14 protein-coding genes are annotated in these 15,489 nt (G+C 55.2%); 10 read left to right on the top strand and 4 right to left on the bottom strand.

All coding sequences use genetic code 11. The features are described 5' to 3' along the window. Positions 1 to 5: 5 nt before the first annotated feature. The 5 genes from V5P19_RS18200 to V5P19_RS18180 all read left to right on the top strand — a co-directional run bounded on the left by V5P19_RS18200 (position 6) and on the right by V5P19_RS18180 (position 6,449). On the top strand, positions 6 to 1,184 hold the full coding sequence (locus V5P19_RS18200; protein ID WP_334406111.1) for a Gfo/Idh/MocA family oxidoreductase: 1,179 nt from the start codon (positions 6 to 8) through the stop codon (positions 1,182 to 1,184). 2 nt (positions 1,185 to 1,186) lie between these two features. Then, complete coding sequence (locus tag V5P19_RS18195; protein WP_334406110.1) at positions 1,187 to 2,254, top strand: Gfo/Idh/MocA family oxidoreductase; 1,068 nt, start codon at positions 1,187 to 1,189, stop codon at positions 2,252 to 2,254. 12 nt (positions 2,255 to 2,266) lie between these two features. Next, positions 2,267 to 3,289 (top strand): Gfo/Idh/MocA family oxidoreductase, encoded by a 1,023-nt coding sequence (locus V5P19_RS18190; RefSeq protein ID WP_334406211.1) that lies wholly within the window; start codon positions 2,267 to 2,269, stop codon positions 3,287 to 3,289. Positions 3,290 to 3,367: 78 nt separating this feature from the next. After that, positions 3,368 to 4,915, top strand: coding sequence for an MFS transporter (locus V5P19_RS18185; RefSeq protein ID WP_334406108.1), 1,548 nt, complete (start codon positions 3,368 to 3,370; stop codon positions 4,913 to 4,915). A 196-nt stretch (positions 4,916 to 5,111) separates the two neighbouring features. After that, positions 5,112 to 6,449, top strand: coding sequence for a hemolysin family protein (locus tag V5P19_RS18180; RefSeq protein WP_334406106.1), 1,338 nt, complete (start codon positions 5,112 to 5,114; stop codon positions 6,447 to 6,449). Positions 6,450 to 6,514: 65 nt separating this feature from the next. Here the strand turns inward: V5P19_RS18180 and V5P19_RS18175 are convergent, their stop codons facing one another. Then, positions 6,515 to 6,721, bottom strand: a complete 207-nt coding sequence (locus tag V5P19_RS18175) for a DUF1107 domain-containing protein (protein ID WP_004387562.1) — start codon at positions 6,719 to 6,721, stop codon at positions 6,515 to 6,517. A gap of 326 nt (positions 6,722 to 7,047) precedes the next feature. Here V5P19_RS18175 and V5P19_RS18170 point away from each other — a divergent pair, with 326 nt between their 5' ends. Then, complete coding sequence (locus V5P19_RS18170) at positions 7,048 to 7,605, top strand: YtfJ family protein (protein ID WP_334406099.1); 558 nt, start codon at positions 7,048 to 7,050, stop codon at positions 7,603 to 7,605. On the opposite strand, the gene cysQ is transcribed toward V5P19_RS18170, so the two are convergent. Further along, positions 7,599 to 8,339 carry a 3'(2'),5'-bisphosphate nucleotidase CysQ gene (cysQ, locus tag V5P19_RS18165; protein ID WP_334406097.1) on the bottom strand — a complete coding sequence of 247 codons (741 nt, stop codon included), beginning with the start codon at positions 8,337 to 8,339 and terminating at the stop codon, positions 7,599 to 7,601. The genes V5P19_RS18170 and cysQ overlap by 7 nt on opposite strands. A 190-nt stretch (positions 8,340 to 8,529) precedes the next feature. Between cysQ and V5P19_RS18160 the strand changes: the two genes are divergently transcribed. After that, positions 8,530 to 10,473 (top strand): bifunctional 2',3'-cyclic-nucleotide 2'-phosphodiesterase/3'-nucleotidase, encoded by a 1,944-nt coding sequence (locus tag V5P19_RS18160; protein ID WP_334406095.1) that lies wholly within the window; start codon positions 8,530 to 8,532, stop codon positions 10,471 to 10,473. A gap of 98 nt (positions 10,474 to 10,571) precedes the next feature. Here V5P19_RS18160 and V5P19_RS18155 read toward each other — a convergent pair whose 3' ends face one another. Beyond that, entirely contained in the window at positions 10,572 to 10,952 is a 381-nt protein-coding gene (locus V5P19_RS18155; RefSeq protein ID WP_334406093.1) for a helix-turn-helix domain-containing protein, read from the bottom strand. An 84-nt stretch (positions 10,953 to 11,036) separates the two neighbouring features. Between V5P19_RS18155 and V5P19_RS18150 the strand changes: the two genes are divergently transcribed. The 3 genes from V5P19_RS18150 to V5P19_RS18140 all read left to right on the top strand — a co-directional run bounded on the left by V5P19_RS18150 (position 11,037) and on the right by V5P19_RS18140 (position 13,832). Continuing rightward, entirely contained in the window at positions 11,037 to 11,885 is an 849-nt protein-coding gene (locus V5P19_RS18150) for an SDR family oxidoreductase (RefSeq protein ID WP_334406091.1), read from the top strand. A gap of 81 nt (positions 11,886 to 11,966) precedes the next feature. Next, positions 11,967 to 12,791, top strand: coding sequence for an AraC family transcriptional regulator (locus V5P19_RS18145; RefSeq protein WP_334406089.1), 825 nt, complete (start codon positions 11,967 to 11,969; stop codon positions 12,789 to 12,791). A 75-nt stretch (positions 12,792 to 12,866) separates the two neighbouring features. Then, on the top strand, positions 12,867 to 13,832 hold the full coding sequence (locus V5P19_RS18140) for a DMT family transporter (RefSeq protein WP_334406087.1): 966 nt from the start codon (positions 12,867 to 12,869) through the stop codon (positions 13,830 to 13,832). Here the strand turns inward: V5P19_RS18140 and V5P19_RS18135 are convergent. Further along, complete coding sequence (locus tag V5P19_RS18135; RefSeq protein ID WP_334406084.1) at positions 13,829 to 15,478, bottom strand: methyl-accepting chemotaxis protein; 1,650 nt, start codon at positions 15,476 to 15,478, stop codon at positions 13,829 to 13,831. The genes V5P19_RS18140 and V5P19_RS18135 overlap by 4 nt on opposite strands. Positions 15,479 to 15,489 lie beyond the last annotated feature (11 nt).

Below are 15,489 nucleotides of genomic sequence, written 5' to 3'. Positions count from 1 at the left end.
TAACGATGTTAAATGTCGCCATTGTGGGAACAGGGAATATCTCGCATAACCATATTCAGGGCTATTTGCAGTTCGGACAGCGCTGCCGGATTGTCGCGCTGGTGGATATCTATCCCGAGAAAGCCGAAGAGAAAAAAGCGCGCTACGGCCTGACGGACGCCCACGTGTATGAAAGCCACCAGCAGATGCTGGAGCAGGAGCCCGGTATCGATATCGTCGACGTCTGCACGCCACCGTACGTCCATGCGGAGATTAGCATTGACGCACTGCGCGCCGGTTGCCATGTGCTGTGCGAAAAACCCATGGCTGCGTCTCTTGAGGAGTGTGACGCCATGATTGCCGCTCAGCAGGCCAGCGGTAAAACGCTCGCCATCATTGCGCAGAATCGCTTTACCGACGCCTTCTGGCGTTTAAAAGCGGCGCTGGATTCCGGCCTCGCGGGGAATATCTGCCATGCGCAGGTGGATTCATTCTGGTGGCGCGGGCACTCGTACTACGATCTGTGGTGGCGCGGCACTTGGGAAAAAGAGGGCGGCGGCTGCACGCTTAACCACGCGGTACACCATATCGACGCCATCCAGTGGATGTTGGGTTTTCCAACCGAGGTGGTGGCGATGATGACCAACGTGGCGCATGACAATGCCGAAGTGGAAGACCTGAGCGCCGCCATTTTCAAATATCCCAGCGGCGCGCTCACTCAGCTTACCGCCTCGGTCGTGCATCACGGAGAAGATCAGAAAATCATTATTCAGGGCGACAAAGCTCGGATTTCCGCACCATGGCAAGCCTTCGCCAGCGTGAGCGCGGATAACGGCTTCCCGGAGGCGACAAACGATCTGCAGCGTGAAGCACAGCTCAACGCCGTTTTTCAGGAGACGCCGAAGCTCGAGTGGACGCTGCACGCCGGGCAGATTAACGACCTGCTTTATGCCATCGAGCATGACACGACGCCGTTAGTGGACGGGCTTCAGGGCAAGCGGTCGCTGGAGCTGATTACCGCAATCTATAAATCGAGCATCACCCGCACCGTTGTCTCGCTGCCGATTGACCGTGACGACCCGTTTTACCGCACCGGCGGGACGAACGCTCTCGCCCCCCGTTTCTACGAAAAATCCGCCAGCGTCGCCAACTTCAGCGAAGTCGGCGCTATCTCCCTGGGCAAAGATCTGGATCGAGGACTCTAACCATGAATAAAAATGACGGAATGAACTACGCGCCGGTCGGAAAACCGCAGCCGGTCGTTAAGGCAGGCGAATTTGTCTTTGCCGCCGCCGCGCTCGACCATGGCCATATCTACGGCATGAGCAACGGACTGATTGAAGCCGGGGCGACGCTGAAATGGGTTTACGATCCCGATCCCGCCAAAGTGGACGCGTTTGTGCAGCAGTACCCGCAGGCAAAAGTCGCAGCGTCGCTGGACGAGATCCTCGCCGACGACGAGGTGCATCTGGTGGCGGGCGCAGCTATCCCGTCCGAGCGCTGCGCGCTGGGGCTGAAAGCCATGGCGGCCGGCAAGGACTATTTCACAGACAAAGCGCCGCTCACCACTCTTGAGCAGCTGGAAGATGCCAAAGCCATGGTTGAAAAAACCGGCAAGAAATACGCGGTTTACTACAGCGAACGACTGCACGTAGAGAGCGCGGTCTTCGCCGGACAGCTGGTGCAGCAAGGCGCTATTGGAAGCGTGGTTCAAACCCTGGGAACGGGTCCGCATCGTGAAGGTCAGGGTCGCCCGGCGTGGTTTTACGATCGTCGCTATTTTGGCGGCATCTTGTGTGATATCGGCAGCCACCAGATTGAGCAATTCCTGTTTTATACCGGCAACCGCGATGCCGTCGTGGTTGCCAGCCAGGCGCGGAATGTTAACCATCCACAGTATCCGGCGTTCGAAGATTTCGGGGACGCAATGCTCAAAGGGGAAAACGGTGCCAGCGGGTATTTTCGCTGCGACTGGTTCACCCCGGACGGGCTCACAACCTGGGGCGATGGCCGTCTGACGCTGCTCGGCACCGACGGGTATATCGAAATCCGTAAATATGTCGATTTAACCCGCGGCGAGCAGGATGTGGTGTATCTGGTCAATCACGAGGGGGAGTTCCGCTATCCGGTGGCCGGGCAGGTTGGATTCCCGTTCTTTGGCGAACTGATCCTCGACTGCCTGCATCGAACCGAAAATGCCATGACGCAGGCGCATGCTTTCAAGGCCGCGGAACTGTGCGTGAAGGCACAGATGCTTGCGAACGCGGCGGAATAACGGGAGGCGATGATGACCATCCTGAACACGGCAATTATCGGTGCTGGCGCGATTCACAAATGTCATGTGGATGCGCTGCGCCAGATCCCCAACGTGGCGCTGCGCGCGCTGGTAGACATCGACAGCGTAAAAGGACTGAAGCTGGCGATGAATTACCAGTGCCGGTTTTATCAGGATTACCGGGAAATGCTGCTGGATGACGCCATCAACGTGGTCCACATCTGCACGCCCCACGTCGAGCATAAGAGCATGATCCTGGCGGCGCTCGCCGCCGGGAAGCATGTGTTTAGCGAAAAACCGGTGGGCATGAACGGCGGAGAAATTATTGATATTACCCGTGCCGCGCATCGTGCCCCCGGAAAACTGGGGGTGTGCTATCAGAACCGGCTCAACCCTACCAGCCTGAACATTCGTAAGGCGCTGGCCGACGGTGGCTTAGGCAAGATGCTGAGCATCAAAGCCGTGCTGACATGGTCCCGCGGCGGCGCGTACTACACCGAAAGCCCGTGGCGTGGACGCCTGGCAACGGAAGGCGGAAGCCTGCTGATTAATCAGGCAATCCATACGCTCGACCTGATGCAGTGGTTCGCCGGAGGCGTGACGCGGCTGAAAGGCGTTGTCGATAGCGGTGAACTGGCAGACGTCACCGAAGGGGAAGACAGTGCGATGGCCACGCTGCACTTCGCCAACGGCGCGCGCGGTATTTTTTATGCCAGCAACTGCCACACCACAGATTCCCCGCTGATGATGGAGATCCACTGTGAAAATGGCTCGCTGCTGCTGAACGACAACACCCTCTGGCGCGTGACGCCGGACGAGCGCACCAAACTGGCCAGCGACAGCTCCCCCGACGGCTCGGTTAAAAGTTATTGGGGGCTGGGACACCAGCAGGCAATTCGCCGCTTTTATCACGCGATTCATCACCCGGAAAATACGGATTACGTCGGTATTTGTGAAGCCGGAAAATCACTCACCCTTGTGGAGGCAATATATCGGTCATCTCAACTTCGGCAATGGATAGATATCAATAATTAAAACGTAATGTGTATTCCAGCAGTGAAATAAAAAACGACCCGTAAATGGGTTTATAGCTACCCTACACTGGATATTATTATGGTTAAACCAACTGAACGTAGAGTTGGTTATGGCGTGGCGCTTGGCTACGGCATAACCGATCTGTTTGGCGGAGGCGCTTTCGCCATTATCGGCACCTGGCTGTTATTTTTTTACACCACTTACTGCGGGCTGTCTGTCGTCGAAGCAGGTTCGATATTTGCCATCGCCCGCGTTATTGACGCGTTATTAAGCCCGATTATGGGTTATATCACCGATAACTTCGGCGATACCTGGCTTGGGCGGAAATTTGGTCGTCGCCGCTTCTTTTTATTACTCAGTTCCCCGCTGATGTTCCTGTACGCCCTGCTGTGGATGACGGATATGGGGTACTGGTATTACCTGGGAACCTATCTGTCGATTGAATTGCTGTCGGCAATGGTGCTGGTGCCGTGGGAAACCCTGGCAGCAGAAATGACGAACCGCTACGAAGAGCGTAGCCGCCTTTCTGGGGTGCGTATGATCTGCTCTCAGCTGGGCGGTTTTCTTGCGGTTTCCGTTCCCGGCGTCATTATGCAGTTCACCGGCAAGGATAATCCCTTTACCTATACGTTGACCGGGCTAATATTTTCCTGCGTTTTCTGTCTTGCGGTATTTATTACCTGGTACACCACCTGGGAGGCGAAAGATGTCCATCAGGAATATGATTTTAAGGTCGATAACTCGCGCAGCGGCGGAATAGGCAATCATCTGAAATATCTGGTGCTGGATCTCTTTTCATCCTTCCGTATTCGCGCGTTTCGCCTGCATATCCTGATTTATATTTTCTCGTTTACCGCGATGGACGTCTTTGGCTCGGTATTTACCTATTACGTCGTGTATTGCCTCAGTCAGGATACGGCTGCGGTGTCCGGTTGGCTGAGCATTGCGGCCTTTGCCTCGGTGCCGGGCACGTATGGATTTATGCTGCTGTTGAACCGACTCAATATGACGCCCTCCGCCGCGCTGCGGCTTTCCTACGGGTGCATCCTCCTGGTGCTGGCCTTCTTGTTTACGGTTTATCTCACCAAAACGCAGGTGCCAACGCTTCTGTTCTCGGCGGTCTTTATTCTGCTGGGCGCCGCGCGATCCGGCCTGTATTACATACCGTGGAATATCTACAGCTTCATTCCGGATATCGACGAAATGGTGACGCAGCAGCGCCGGGAGGGGATTTTTGCCGGTGTGATGGTATTAACCCGCAAAAGTACCGTTGCGATTGCGATCATGATCATTGGCCTAGTGCTGCAGGAATCCGGCTTCGTGAAGGGGAGCGGCGCGCAGCCTGAAAGCGCGCTGGGCGCCATAATCGGCCTGATGATATTCGCGACAGCCGCCCTGCTGGCCGTGAGTTTCTTTGCGACCTATAAATTCAAGCTCACGCGCGAGACGCACAAGGTGCTGCTCAAGGAGATTGCGCGCCGCAAGCTGGGCGGAGATTACCGCGACTGCGACGATAACACCCGCGTGGTGATCAAGCAGCTCACGGGTTACGAATATGACCAGGTCTGGGGCGGCGAAGCCACCCGCCGAGCCGCTAAAAACATCAGCTTATCCCCCGCAGAGTAACCTCTTACACCGGACCGGCATCCTGCCCGTCCGGCCTCTTTTTTGCCGAAAACGTGACCTCTGGCAGATTTACATCTCTTTACGCTATACTACCGCTGAAATAATCGGCTCAACGCTACGAGCTGACGTTCAATGTGTCTTCACACAAATGGTATCAACTTCCCTTCCGAGGATCTGGCGAGAAGCCGGATAAACTATGTTAAACAGTATTTTAGTAATACTTTGCCTTATTGCCGTCAGTGCATTTTTCTCGATATCTGAGATCTCGCTGGCCGCCTCCCGTAAAATCAAACTCAAGCTGCTTGCCGACGAAGGCAACATCAACGCATCACGCATTTTGAAGATGCAGGAAAATCCTGGCATGTTCTTCACCGTGGTACAGATTGGCCTGAATGCGGTCGCCATCCTGGGCGGTATTGTCGGCGATGCGGCGTTTTCTCCGGTGTTCTATAGCCTTTTTGTGCAGTATGTGTCCGTAGAGCTGGCCGAGCAGCTGAGCTTTATTCTCTCTTTCTCGCTGGTTACCGGCTTGTTTATTCTGTTCGCCGACCTGACCCCGAAACGCATCGGTATGATTGCGCCAGAAGCCGTGGCTTTGCGTATCATCAACCCGATGCGCTTCTGCCTGTACGTGTTCCGCCCGCTGGTGTGGTTCTTTAACGGCCTGGCGAACGTGATCTTCCGCCTCTTTAAGCTGCCGATGGTGCGTAAAGATGACATCACCTCTGATGACATTTATGCCGTGGTGGAAGCGGGGGCGCTGGCGGGCGTTCTGCGTAAGCAAGAACATGAGCTGATTGAAAACGTGTTTGAGCTGGAATCCCGTACCGTTCCCTCCTCCATGACCGGCCGTGAAAACGTGATCTGGTTCGATCTGCATGAAGACGAGCAGAGCCTGAAGAACAAAGTTGCGGAACATCCGCACTCTAAGTTCCTGGTCTGTAACGAAGATATCGACCACATCATCGGTTATGTGGACTCCAAAGACCTGCTGAACCGCGTGCTGGCGAACCAGAGCCTGGCCCTGAACAGCGGCGTACAAATCCGCAATACCCTGATTGTGCCGGATACCCTGACGCTCTCCGAAGCCCTCGAAAGCTTCAAATCCGCCGGTGAAGACTTCGCGGTTATCATGAACGAATACGCGCTGGTGGTGGGCATTATCACCCTCAACGACGTGATGACGACCCTGATGGGTGACCTGGTCGGCCAGGGGATGGAAGAGCAGATTGTTCAGCGTGACGAGAACTCGTGGCTGATTGACGGCGGTACGCCGATTGAGGACGTGATGCGGGTGCTGGATATCGACGAATTCCCGCAGTCCGGCAATTACGAAACCATCGGCGGCTTTATGATGTTTATGCTGCGTAAGATCCCGAAACGTACCGACTCGGTCAAGTTCTCAGGCTTTAAGTTCGAAGTGGTGGATATCGATAATTATCGCATCGACCAGCTGCTGGTGACGCGTATCGATAATAAACCGACCGTGCTGGTGCCGAAGCTGCCGGATGCGGAAGAAAAAGTATCGGCATAAAGGCCCAGATACATCAACGGCTCCCAGTGGGAGCCGTTTTTTTTAACTACTGCATAGCACGTTGGTTAAGCCATCTCAGTTTGCAGACGCATAACCTGACGGTTGACTTCGGACATCACAGAATAGTGCTGTTTGTCCTTCACTTTTGGGACAAGGATTTTGCCCTTATCGAACTCAAAAGCGCCAACATCCTTGATATACAACCGTCCACGGAACAGGATTTTCACGTACTTCGCCACCTGAAGCGGGTTGTAGCGTTGGAAAATTTTCATTCTTGTATCTCCTGCGAATCATACGCTCTTGCGGCGCCACAATCGGCCCGACTGTCCTGAGCGCAAATTTTGATGCCCATTGACTATAGACCAGAACTACCTTGATACCCAGTATGCATAAGTTTATTTACCGTTTGATTACAATTATTCAGAATAATCTTTGCAAACCGTGAGCGTGAGCAGTATAAGCCGTCGTTTTTTCATGGATATGTGCGTTCACCCGCAAACTGGCACTGGGATTGCGGGAAAACCACATTGATCGCACTTATGATTAAAAGCGTAAGACCAAGTGGTCGGATCACCTGCTAACAAAAAAAGGAAACACCATGACCCTACGTAACATCCTGGCAGCTGCGCTCCTGCTTCTGCCTCTGTGGGCTTGCGCGCACACTATTGAAAAAGGACAACGTGTACCGCCAGTCGGTATTGCTGACCGGGGAGAATTGATTCTCGACAATGATAAGTTTAGCTACAAACCCTGGAATAGCGCGCAGCTCGCAGGCAAAGTGAGAGTTGTACAACATATTGCGGGCCGTACATCTGCGAAAGAGAAAAACGCCACCCTGATTGAAGCGATCAAGAGCGGAAAATTCCCGCATGACCGCTACCAGACCACAACGATTGTTAATACCGACGACGCCATCCCCGGCTCCGGCATGTTTGTACGCTCCAGCCTTGAGAGCAACAAAAAGCTCTACCCGTGGTCGCAGTTTATTGTCGACAGCAATGGCGTAACGCGTAAGGCCTGGCAGCTTGAAGAAGAGAGTTCGGCGGTTATCGTGCTGGATAAAGAAGGTCGCGTGCAGTGGGCCAAAGACGGGGCATTGACCCAGGAAGAAGTGCAGCAGGTTGTGACGCTGCTGCACACGCTGCTGGCTCAGTAAATAGACACCCGGAAGCCAGGATTGAGGAAAGATTCGCGCGGCGTATAGTCCAGCGGCTTGCCCTGCCAGTCATGAACATGCGCACCCGCAGCGGCGGCAACGGCATGGCCTGCCGCCGTATCCCAGACGTTCGTCGGCCCAAAGCGCGGATAAAGCTGCGCTTGTCCTTCCGCCACCAGGCAGAACTTCAGCGATGAGCCAATTGAGGTGGTCTGATGTTCCCCCAGCTGTTGCAGGTACTCCTGCAGTTCGCTGTCGCTGTGGGAGCGGCTGATGACCACCAGCGGCGGACGTGCATCACGCACCTGAATCGGCTTACGTACGCCGCACTCTTCTTTCCAGGCCTTCCCTTCCGCCGCGCTGTACATCACCTTCATCACCGGGGCGTATACCACGCCGAGAACCGCTTTTCCCTTTTCAATCAGGGCGATATTAACGGTGAACTCACCGTTACGCTTGATGAACTCTTTCGTGCCGTCCAGCGGGTCTACCAGCCAGTAACGCTGCCAGTGCTGTCTTTCGTCCCAGCCCTGTGGCGCCTCTTCTGACAGAACGGGAATGTCCGGGGTTAGTGCCTGTAGCCCTTTCAGGATCACACCGTGCGCCGCGATATCGGCCGCCGTCACCGGCGAGTCGTCCGCTTTGCTGACGACATCCATCGGGATTGTACCGTCATACACTTGCATAATGGCATCACCCGCTTCCCGCGCGAGCTGACAAATCTTCTCTAACATTCTCCACCTCTTCGTTAACGCAGTGGGCGTAACTCGTTGTTTTATTTATATCGTAATGTGAACAATTCCGCTATCTGTGAAGCAATTCCGGTTTCAATGCCCTTTTTTCTGTCAGGATTCACACTTCTGTAAGCAATAAAATATACATACATATTCTTTTGTGGCTTGGATCGAAAAAAGGACTCCTCTGATGATTAAGTTTAGCGCAACGCTCCTGGCGACGCTGATTGCAGCCAGCGTTCAGGCGGCAACGGTCGATCTCCGTATTCTGGAAACCACCGACCTGCACAGCAATATGATGGACTTCGACTACTACAAAGATACCCCTACGGAGAAATTCGGACTGGTCCGTACGGCAAGTTTGATCAATGCCGCGCGAAGTGAAGTCAAAAACAGCGTACTGGTCGACAACGGCGATGTCATTCAGGGTAGTCCGCTTGGTGACTACATGGCGGCGAAGGGGCTGAAAAAAGGCGAGATCCATCCGGTATATAAGGCTATGAATAGCCTGGATTACGCCGTCGGCAACCTCGGTAACCATGAATTTAACTACGGTCTGAAATACCTTCACGATGCGCTCGCCGGTGCGAAGTTCCCGTACGTTAACGCCAATATTATCGACGTTAAAACCCAAAAACCGTTATTTACCCCTTATCTCATTAAAGAAACCGAGGTCGTCGACAAGGACGGTAAAAAGCAAACGCTGAAAATCGGCTATATCGGCTTTGTACCGCCGCAGATTATGACGTGGGATAAAGCCAACCTCAGCGGCAAAGTGACCGTTAACGACATTACCGAGACGGCGCGTAAATACGTGCCGGAAATGCGTGAAAAAGGGGCGGATTTGGTGGTGGTCGTTGCCCACTCCGGCCTCTCCGCCGATCCGTATCAGGCGATGGCCGAGAACTCGGTTTACTACCTCAGTGAAATCCCGGGCGTCGATGCCATTCTTTTTGGCCACGCTCATGCCGTCTTCCCGGGCAAAGATTTCGCCAGCATAAAAGGGGCCGACATTGAGAGAGGGACGCTCAACGGCGTACCGTCGGTAATGCCGGGCATGTGGGGCGACCATCTTGGCGTGGTGGATCTGGTGCTCAAAAACGATAGCGGTCGCTGGAAAGTGACCCAATCGAAAGCGGAAGCGCGCCCAATTTACGATGCCGCAGCGAAAAAATCGCTGGTCAGCGAAGATAAAAAACTGGTCGACGTGCTGAAGCATGACCACGACGCCACGCGCGCCTTTGTCAGCAAGCCGATCGGCAAAACGGCCGACAACATGTACAGCTTCCTGGCGCTGGTGCAGGATGACCCCACCGTACAGGTCGTCAACATGGCGCAGAAGGCCTATGCCGAACACTTTATTCAGGGCGATCCGGATCTGGCAAAACTGCCTGTACTCTCAGCCGCAGCGCCATTCAAAGTGGGCGGCCGTAAGAACGATCCGGCAAGCTATGTTGAAGTTGAAAAAGGCCAGCTAACCTTCCGCAACGCCGCCGATCTTTATCTCTATCCGAATACGCTGGTGGTGGTAAAAGCGACGGGAAAAGAGGTGAAGGAGTGGCTGGAGTGTTCTGCCGGGCAGTTTAACCAGATCGATCCTACGAGCAGCGAGCCGCAGTCGCTGATTAATTGGGACGGATTCCGCACCTATAACTTCGACGTCATCGACGGCGTGAAGTATCAGATTGATGTTACCCAGCCCGCGAAATATGACGGCGAGTGTCAGGCCATCAACCCGCAGGCAGAGCGCATCAAAAACCTGACCTTCAACGGCAAGGCAATTGACTCGGAAGCCACCTTCCTGGTGGTGACGAATAACTACCGCGCCTACGGCGGCAAGTTTGCCGGAACGGGCGATAGCCACATTGCCTTTGCCTCACCGGACGAGAACCGCTCCGTGCTGTCGGCGTGGATCGGCGCAGAGTCGAAAAAGGCGGGTGAAATTCATCCTCAAGTCGACAACAACTGGCGCCTGGCCCCGATCCACAGCGATACAAAGCTGGATATCCGTTTTGAAACGTCCCCGTCCGAGAAGGCGGCCGCGTTTATTAAGGAGAAGGCACAGTATCCGATGCACAAAGTCGCTACCGACGATATTGGCTTTGCGATTTATCAGGTGGATTTGAGCAGGTAAAAGCAAAACGGCAACGCGCGTTGCCGTTTTGAAGGGTTGTTCCCTCTCCCCGTGGGAGAGGGCTAGGATGAGGGCATCAGACCGCACTTACCCGCCTTTTACGCCGCACGCTCATCCCGGTTAGCCAGCACCTGCGGCGTGTTGATTTCAATCCAGTCTGCCAGTGCGGCCACTCTCTCGCTCACCTCTATCCCTAACGGCGTAAGGCTATACTCTACGTGCGGCGGCACGACAGGATACGAAACGCGATCGACAAACCCGTCCTGCTCCAGCGCCTGGAGTGACTGCGCCAGCATTTTCTCGCTCACCCCGCCCATCTTTCGGCGGAGATCGCTAAAGCGGTGTGTTCCCTGACGTAATGCCACCAGAATCAGTACGCCCCAGCGGCTAGTGACGTGCTTCAGAACGTCTCTTGAAGGGCATTGCTCCGCGAAGAGATTGCCATCCCGCATTTGTTCACTGAGCGTCTGCTTTTTCATACTTACCTTTTTGTACGTACTTACTTAAAGTTAGTTAAGGTGATAGTGTGCCACAACACCAGACAAACATGAAGGAGATCCAACATGATCGCAATTACCGGCGCTACCGGCCAACTTGGCCAACATGTTATTGAAGAACTGCTGAAAACCGTCCCGGCAAACCAGATTGTGGCTATTGTCCGTAACCCAGCAAAAGCCGAAGCGTTAAGCCAACAGGGTATCGTGGTTCGCAAGGCGGATTACACCGACGAAGCGGCTTTCACTACCGCGCTGAATGGCGTAGATAAACTGCTGCTGATCTCATCCAGCGAAGTGGGCCAGCGCGCGACCCAGCACCAAAATGTGATTAACGCAGCCCGCGCGGCTGGTGTGAAATTCATCGCCTACACCAGCCTGCTGCATGCGGATAAATCCCCGCTTGGCCTGCACGTTGAACACGTCGACACCGAAAAAGCGCTGGCCGAGTCGGGCATTCCTTATGCCCTGCTTCGCAACGGCTGGTATACCGAAAACTATCTGGCGAGCGCGCCGCCTGCGCTGGAACACGGCGTGTTCATTGGTGCTGCGGGTGAAGGCAAAATTGCCTCTGCAACCCGTGCGGATTACGCCGCTGCGGCAGCAAAAGTGGTCTCCGAAGAAGGTCATGCTGGCAAGGTATACGAACTGGCGGGCGACTATGGCTGGACGCTGAACGAACTGGCCGCTGAACTCAGCAAACAGAGCGGGAAAACCGTGACCTATCAGAACCTGAGCGAGGCTGATTTTGCGGCGGCCTTGAAGAGCGTTGGTCTGCCTGCCGGGCTGGCGGATATGCTGGCGGATTCTGACACGGGCGCGTCTAAAGGTGGTTTGTTTGACGACAGCAAAACGCTCAGCAAACTGATTGGTCGCCCAACCACCTCGCTGGCTGAGAGCGTCAAAGCCATTCTGTAATTGTTACAAAGTGGTTATTTTTTGTGGCATCCCCTCGGGTCATCTCTGATAATGAAACGATGACCCGCGAGGAGGATCACCGTGCAAGGCGTACCGGAACAGTTCATTGATGAGAGAGACAGCGCGCGCTTTCGCCATCTGGCGCAGCTGCCGGGTCTCGAACTCTATCACGCCCACATATCTGAATACGCCTTTGAGCCTCATACGCACGAAGCCTTCGGTATCGGCACCATTGAAACCGGGGCCGAACGCTTTCGCTATCGCGGTACCCAACATCTTGCACCCGAAAAATCGGTTGTCACCATGAACCCGGACGAGATCCACACCGGTGAATCCGCCACGGAAGACGGCTGGCGGTATCGGATGGTTTATATCGAACCCGATCTGCTGGAAGAGGTGACCGGCCTGCGTCACTGGTGGTTCAGCGACGTCACCCGCTACGACCCAACGCGTTCGCTAAAAATTGGCCAGCTGATTTACGGCCTGTGGCACACGCACGATCCGCTGGCGCAAAAAGGATTGTTGCTGGATCTGATAGAGACCTTTCAGCCGCTGGCGCACCACGCCCCGGTAATTCAGGAAGGCGCGCATCGGTTTGAGCGCGTACGCGAGTACCTTCACGACAACTATATGCAGCCACTTACGCTGGACGAGCTGGCCAACGTGGTCTCCCTCAGTCCGTACCATTTCCAGCGTCAGTTCAAAGCGCATTTCCACGTCACGCCCCATCAGATGCTGATGGCTATCCGTCTGTGGCGCGCCAAAGCCTTCCTCACGCACGGCATGCCCGCGGCAGACGTGGCGGCCGCAACCGGGCTGACCGACCAGTCGCATTTGACCCGCGCCTTTACCCGCCGCTACGGCATCACCCCCGTGCGTTACCAGAAGCAGGTGCTGAAGCGCTAATGCGCAATCTCATACAATACGCGCCCATTTTCCCCTCCTACACTGATGGCAGAGTAAACAAAGACGGATGGAAAAATGATTAGCGGCGTGTTGTATGCCCTGCTTGCAGGTTTGATGTGGGGGCTGATTTTTGTCGGCCCTCTGATCGTGCCGGAATACCCGGCGATATTGCAGTCCACCGGACGTTATCTGGCGTTGGGGCTGATAGCCCTGCCTCTGGCCTGGCTGGGACGCGCTCGTCTTCGTCAGCTCACCCGCCAGGACTGGCTTACCGCGCTGGGCTTGACCATGATGGGTAACCTCATCTATTACGTCTGCCTGGCAAGCGCCATTCAGCGCACGGGGGCCTCCGTTTCCACCATGATTATCGGCACGCTGCCGGTGGTGATCCCGGTCTTTGCGAATCTGCTCTACAGCCACCGGGATGGCAAACTGGCATGGTCAAAAATGGTGCCCGCGCTGGTGTGTATAGCCGCAGGACTGGTGTGCGTAAACATTGCCGAGCTGCGAAACGGCCTGGGCGATTTCGACGTGTGGCGTTACGGTTCTGGCATCCTGCTGGCGTTCGTTTCCGTGGCGTGCTGGGCATGGTATGCCCTACGCAACGCCCGTTGGCTCCGGGAAAACCCGGATAAACATCCGATGATGTGGGCAACGGCGCAAGCGCTGGTTACGCTGCCTGTCTCCGTAATGGGGTATGCGGGTGCGTGCATCTGGTTAGGCCAGCAGCAACCGGCATTCGCTTTACCCTTCGGACCGCGCCCGTGGATCTTCGTCGGGCTGATGGTCGCCATCGCGGTACTCTGTTCCTGGGTAGGGGCATTGTGCTGGAATATCGCCAGCCAGAAGCTGCCGACGGTGATTTTAGGCCCGCTGATCGTCTTTGAAACTCTGGCTGGCCTGCTGTACACCTTCCTGATTCGCCAGAGCGTGCCCCCTTTGCTCACGGTAGGCGGGATCCTGATGCTGGTCGTTGGCGTGGTGATTGCGGTGAAAGCAAAGCCGGAAAAACCGCTGGTCGTTCCGGCCTCGGAGAGTTAGAACGTTTCCCAGTTGGCTTCAGAAGCAGCCGCTACGGGCGGTGTCTTTGAAGCATAGGTTTTTACCGGGGCTGCCTTAACGGCCTGGTTGCGGGTGATTTTGAACACCGCCACCGCGTCGTTCAGACGGGCAGCCTGGTCTTCCAGCGCCGCCGCTGCTGCCGCAGACTCCTCCACCAGTGAGGCGTTCTGCTGGGTGACGCGATCCATCTCCGCTACCGCCTGGCCCACCTGGTCGATACCGCGGCTCTGCTCGTCGGAGGCCGAGGCAATTTCACCCATGATGTCGGTCACGCGGGTAACCGCATTAACAATCTCGGCCATCGTCGCGCCCGCTTCGTTCACCAGTTGAGAACCCGCGTTCACGCGCTCGCCGGAATCATCAATCAGCGCTTTAATCTCTTTCGCCGCCTGGGCACTACGCTGGGCAAGCGTTCGAACCTCACCCGCCACCACCGCAAAGCCACGGCCCTGCTCACCCGCACGCGCCGCTTCAACCGCCGCGTTCAGCGCCAGAATGTTGGTCTGGAAGGCAATGCCGTCGATCACGTTGGTGATTTGGGCAATTTTACTGGAGCTGGTCGAAATGTCGTCCATCGTTCGCACTACGCCTTCCACCACGCTGCCGCCCTTCTTCGCGGTTGAAGAGGCATCAAGCGCCAGACGGGAAGCCTGACGTGCGTTATCGGCATTTTGCTTCACGGTGGCGGTCAGCTGTTCCATGCTGGCTGCCGTCTCTTCCAGAGAAGCAGCCTGCTGCTCGGTACGGGAAGAGAGATCGTTACTGCCTGCGGAAATTTCACCCGCACCGGTGTAAATGGTATCAGCACCTTCACGCACCACGCCGACCGTGTTCGCCAAAGAGGTCTGCATTTCCTGAACGTTACGCGCAAGAATGGCCATTTCATTTTTGCCCTGCGCATGAATGGGCTGGGTTAAATCTCCCGCCGCAATGGCGCGAATATGGTTGATCACCTCTTCCAGCGGCAGTAGCAGCACGCGACGCATCGCTATCCAACTGGAGATGATCACCGCAATCACCAGCAGCATGACTGCAGAGAGGATCCACAGAATGCGCTTATAGTCGCTTTCATTATCTTTGATGCCTTTATCGGTGAGGGCAGCCTGCGCCTCGCGCCACTCTCGATACACTTTTTGCATCGCGTTTTGCTTCTGTTCCGCATTCTGTTTGAACATATCTTCCAGGTTACCCTGAGAAAGTAAAACGTTCATTTGGGTCAGCGTCGCAGAGTAGATTCGATACTGTTCTTCAAGCTGGTTCGTTAGCTTTTCGTCGAGACCCGGTGTTTCTGGCAGCGCGTAGTATTTGTCGTAGTGCGCCTGTGCATTTGCCAGCAGGTTTTTCGCCGTATTAACCAGCTCGTTCAGTTGCCCGCCGTTAATCTGCGAGGCCATGCTGCTTTGCAGACGCAGCATGCCGCGGTTCAGGGTTACACGCGCCTGGTTCAGGCTGATCCACGCATCGGTAAATTCCGCCACGTTCTGGCTGGAGAGCTGAGAGACCGTAAAGTTCTCTTTATCGTTATTGAGGGCATTGATGAAAATGCCGGCGGAAATCACTTGCATGATGCCGAGTACGAGCAGCACCGAAATCAGAAGAGTTATAACTTTTATACGCTTAAACATGCTTTGCCTTT

This window comes from Enterobacter sp. UNJFSC 003 (assembly GCF_036903355.1).
Classification (GTDB): domain Bacteria; phylum Pseudomonadota; class Gammaproteobacteria; order Enterobacterales; family Enterobacteriaceae; genus Enterobacter.
The sequence above is the reverse complement of the archived record's forward strand: the minus strand, read 5'-3'. Positions and strand labels throughout refer to the sequence as shown.

Excerpts from the sequence above, each read along its gene's own strand:
- V5P19_RS18200 (WP_334406111.1), top strand. The coding sequence starts at position 6 with ATGTTAAATGTCGCCATTGTGGGAACAGGGAATATCTCGCATAACCAT.
- V5P19_RS18195 (WP_334406110.1), top strand. The coding sequence starts at position 1,187 with ATGAATAAAAATGACGGAATGAACTACGCGCCGGTCGGAAAACCGCAG.
- V5P19_RS18190 (WP_334406211.1), top strand. The coding sequence starts at position 2,267 with ATGACCATCCTGAACACGGCAATTATCGGTGCTGGCGCGATTCACAAA.
- V5P19_RS18185 (WP_334406108.1), top strand. The coding sequence starts at position 3,368 with ATGGTTAAACCAACTGAACGTAGAGTTGGTTATGGCGTGGCGCTTGGC.
- V5P19_RS18180 (WP_334406106.1), top strand. The coding sequence starts at position 5,112 with ATGTTAAACAGTATTTTAGTAATACTTTGCCTTATTGCCGTCAGTGCA.
- V5P19_RS18175 (WP_004387562.1), bottom strand. The coding sequence starts at position 6,721 with ATGAAAATTTTCCAACGCTACAACCCGCTTCAGGTGGCGAAGTACGTG.
- V5P19_RS18170 (WP_334406099.1), top strand. The coding sequence starts at position 7,048 with ATGACCCTACGTAACATCCTGGCAGCTGCGCTCCTGCTTCTGCCTCTG.
- cysQ (WP_334406097.1), bottom strand. The coding sequence starts at position 8,339 with ATGTTAGAGAAGATTTGTCAGCTCGCGCGGGAAGCGGGTGATGCCATT.
- V5P19_RS18160 (WP_334406095.1), top strand. The coding sequence starts at position 8,530 with ATGATTAAGTTTAGCGCAACGCTCCTGGCGACGCTGATTGCAGCCAGC.
- V5P19_RS18155 (WP_334406093.1), bottom strand. The coding sequence starts at position 10,952 with ATGAAAAAGCAGACGCTCAGTGAACAAATGCGGGATGGCAATCTCTTC.
- V5P19_RS18150 (WP_334406091.1), top strand. The coding sequence starts at position 11,037 with ATGATCGCAATTACCGGCGCTACCGGCCAACTTGGCCAACATGTTATT.
- V5P19_RS18140 (WP_334406087.1), top strand. The coding sequence starts at position 12,867 with ATGATTAGCGGCGTGTTGTATGCCCTGCTTGCAGGTTTGATGTGGGGG.
- V5P19_RS18135 (WP_334406084.1), bottom strand. The coding sequence starts at position 15,478 with ATGTTTAAGCGTATAAAAGTTATAACTCTTCTGATTTCGGTGCTGCTC.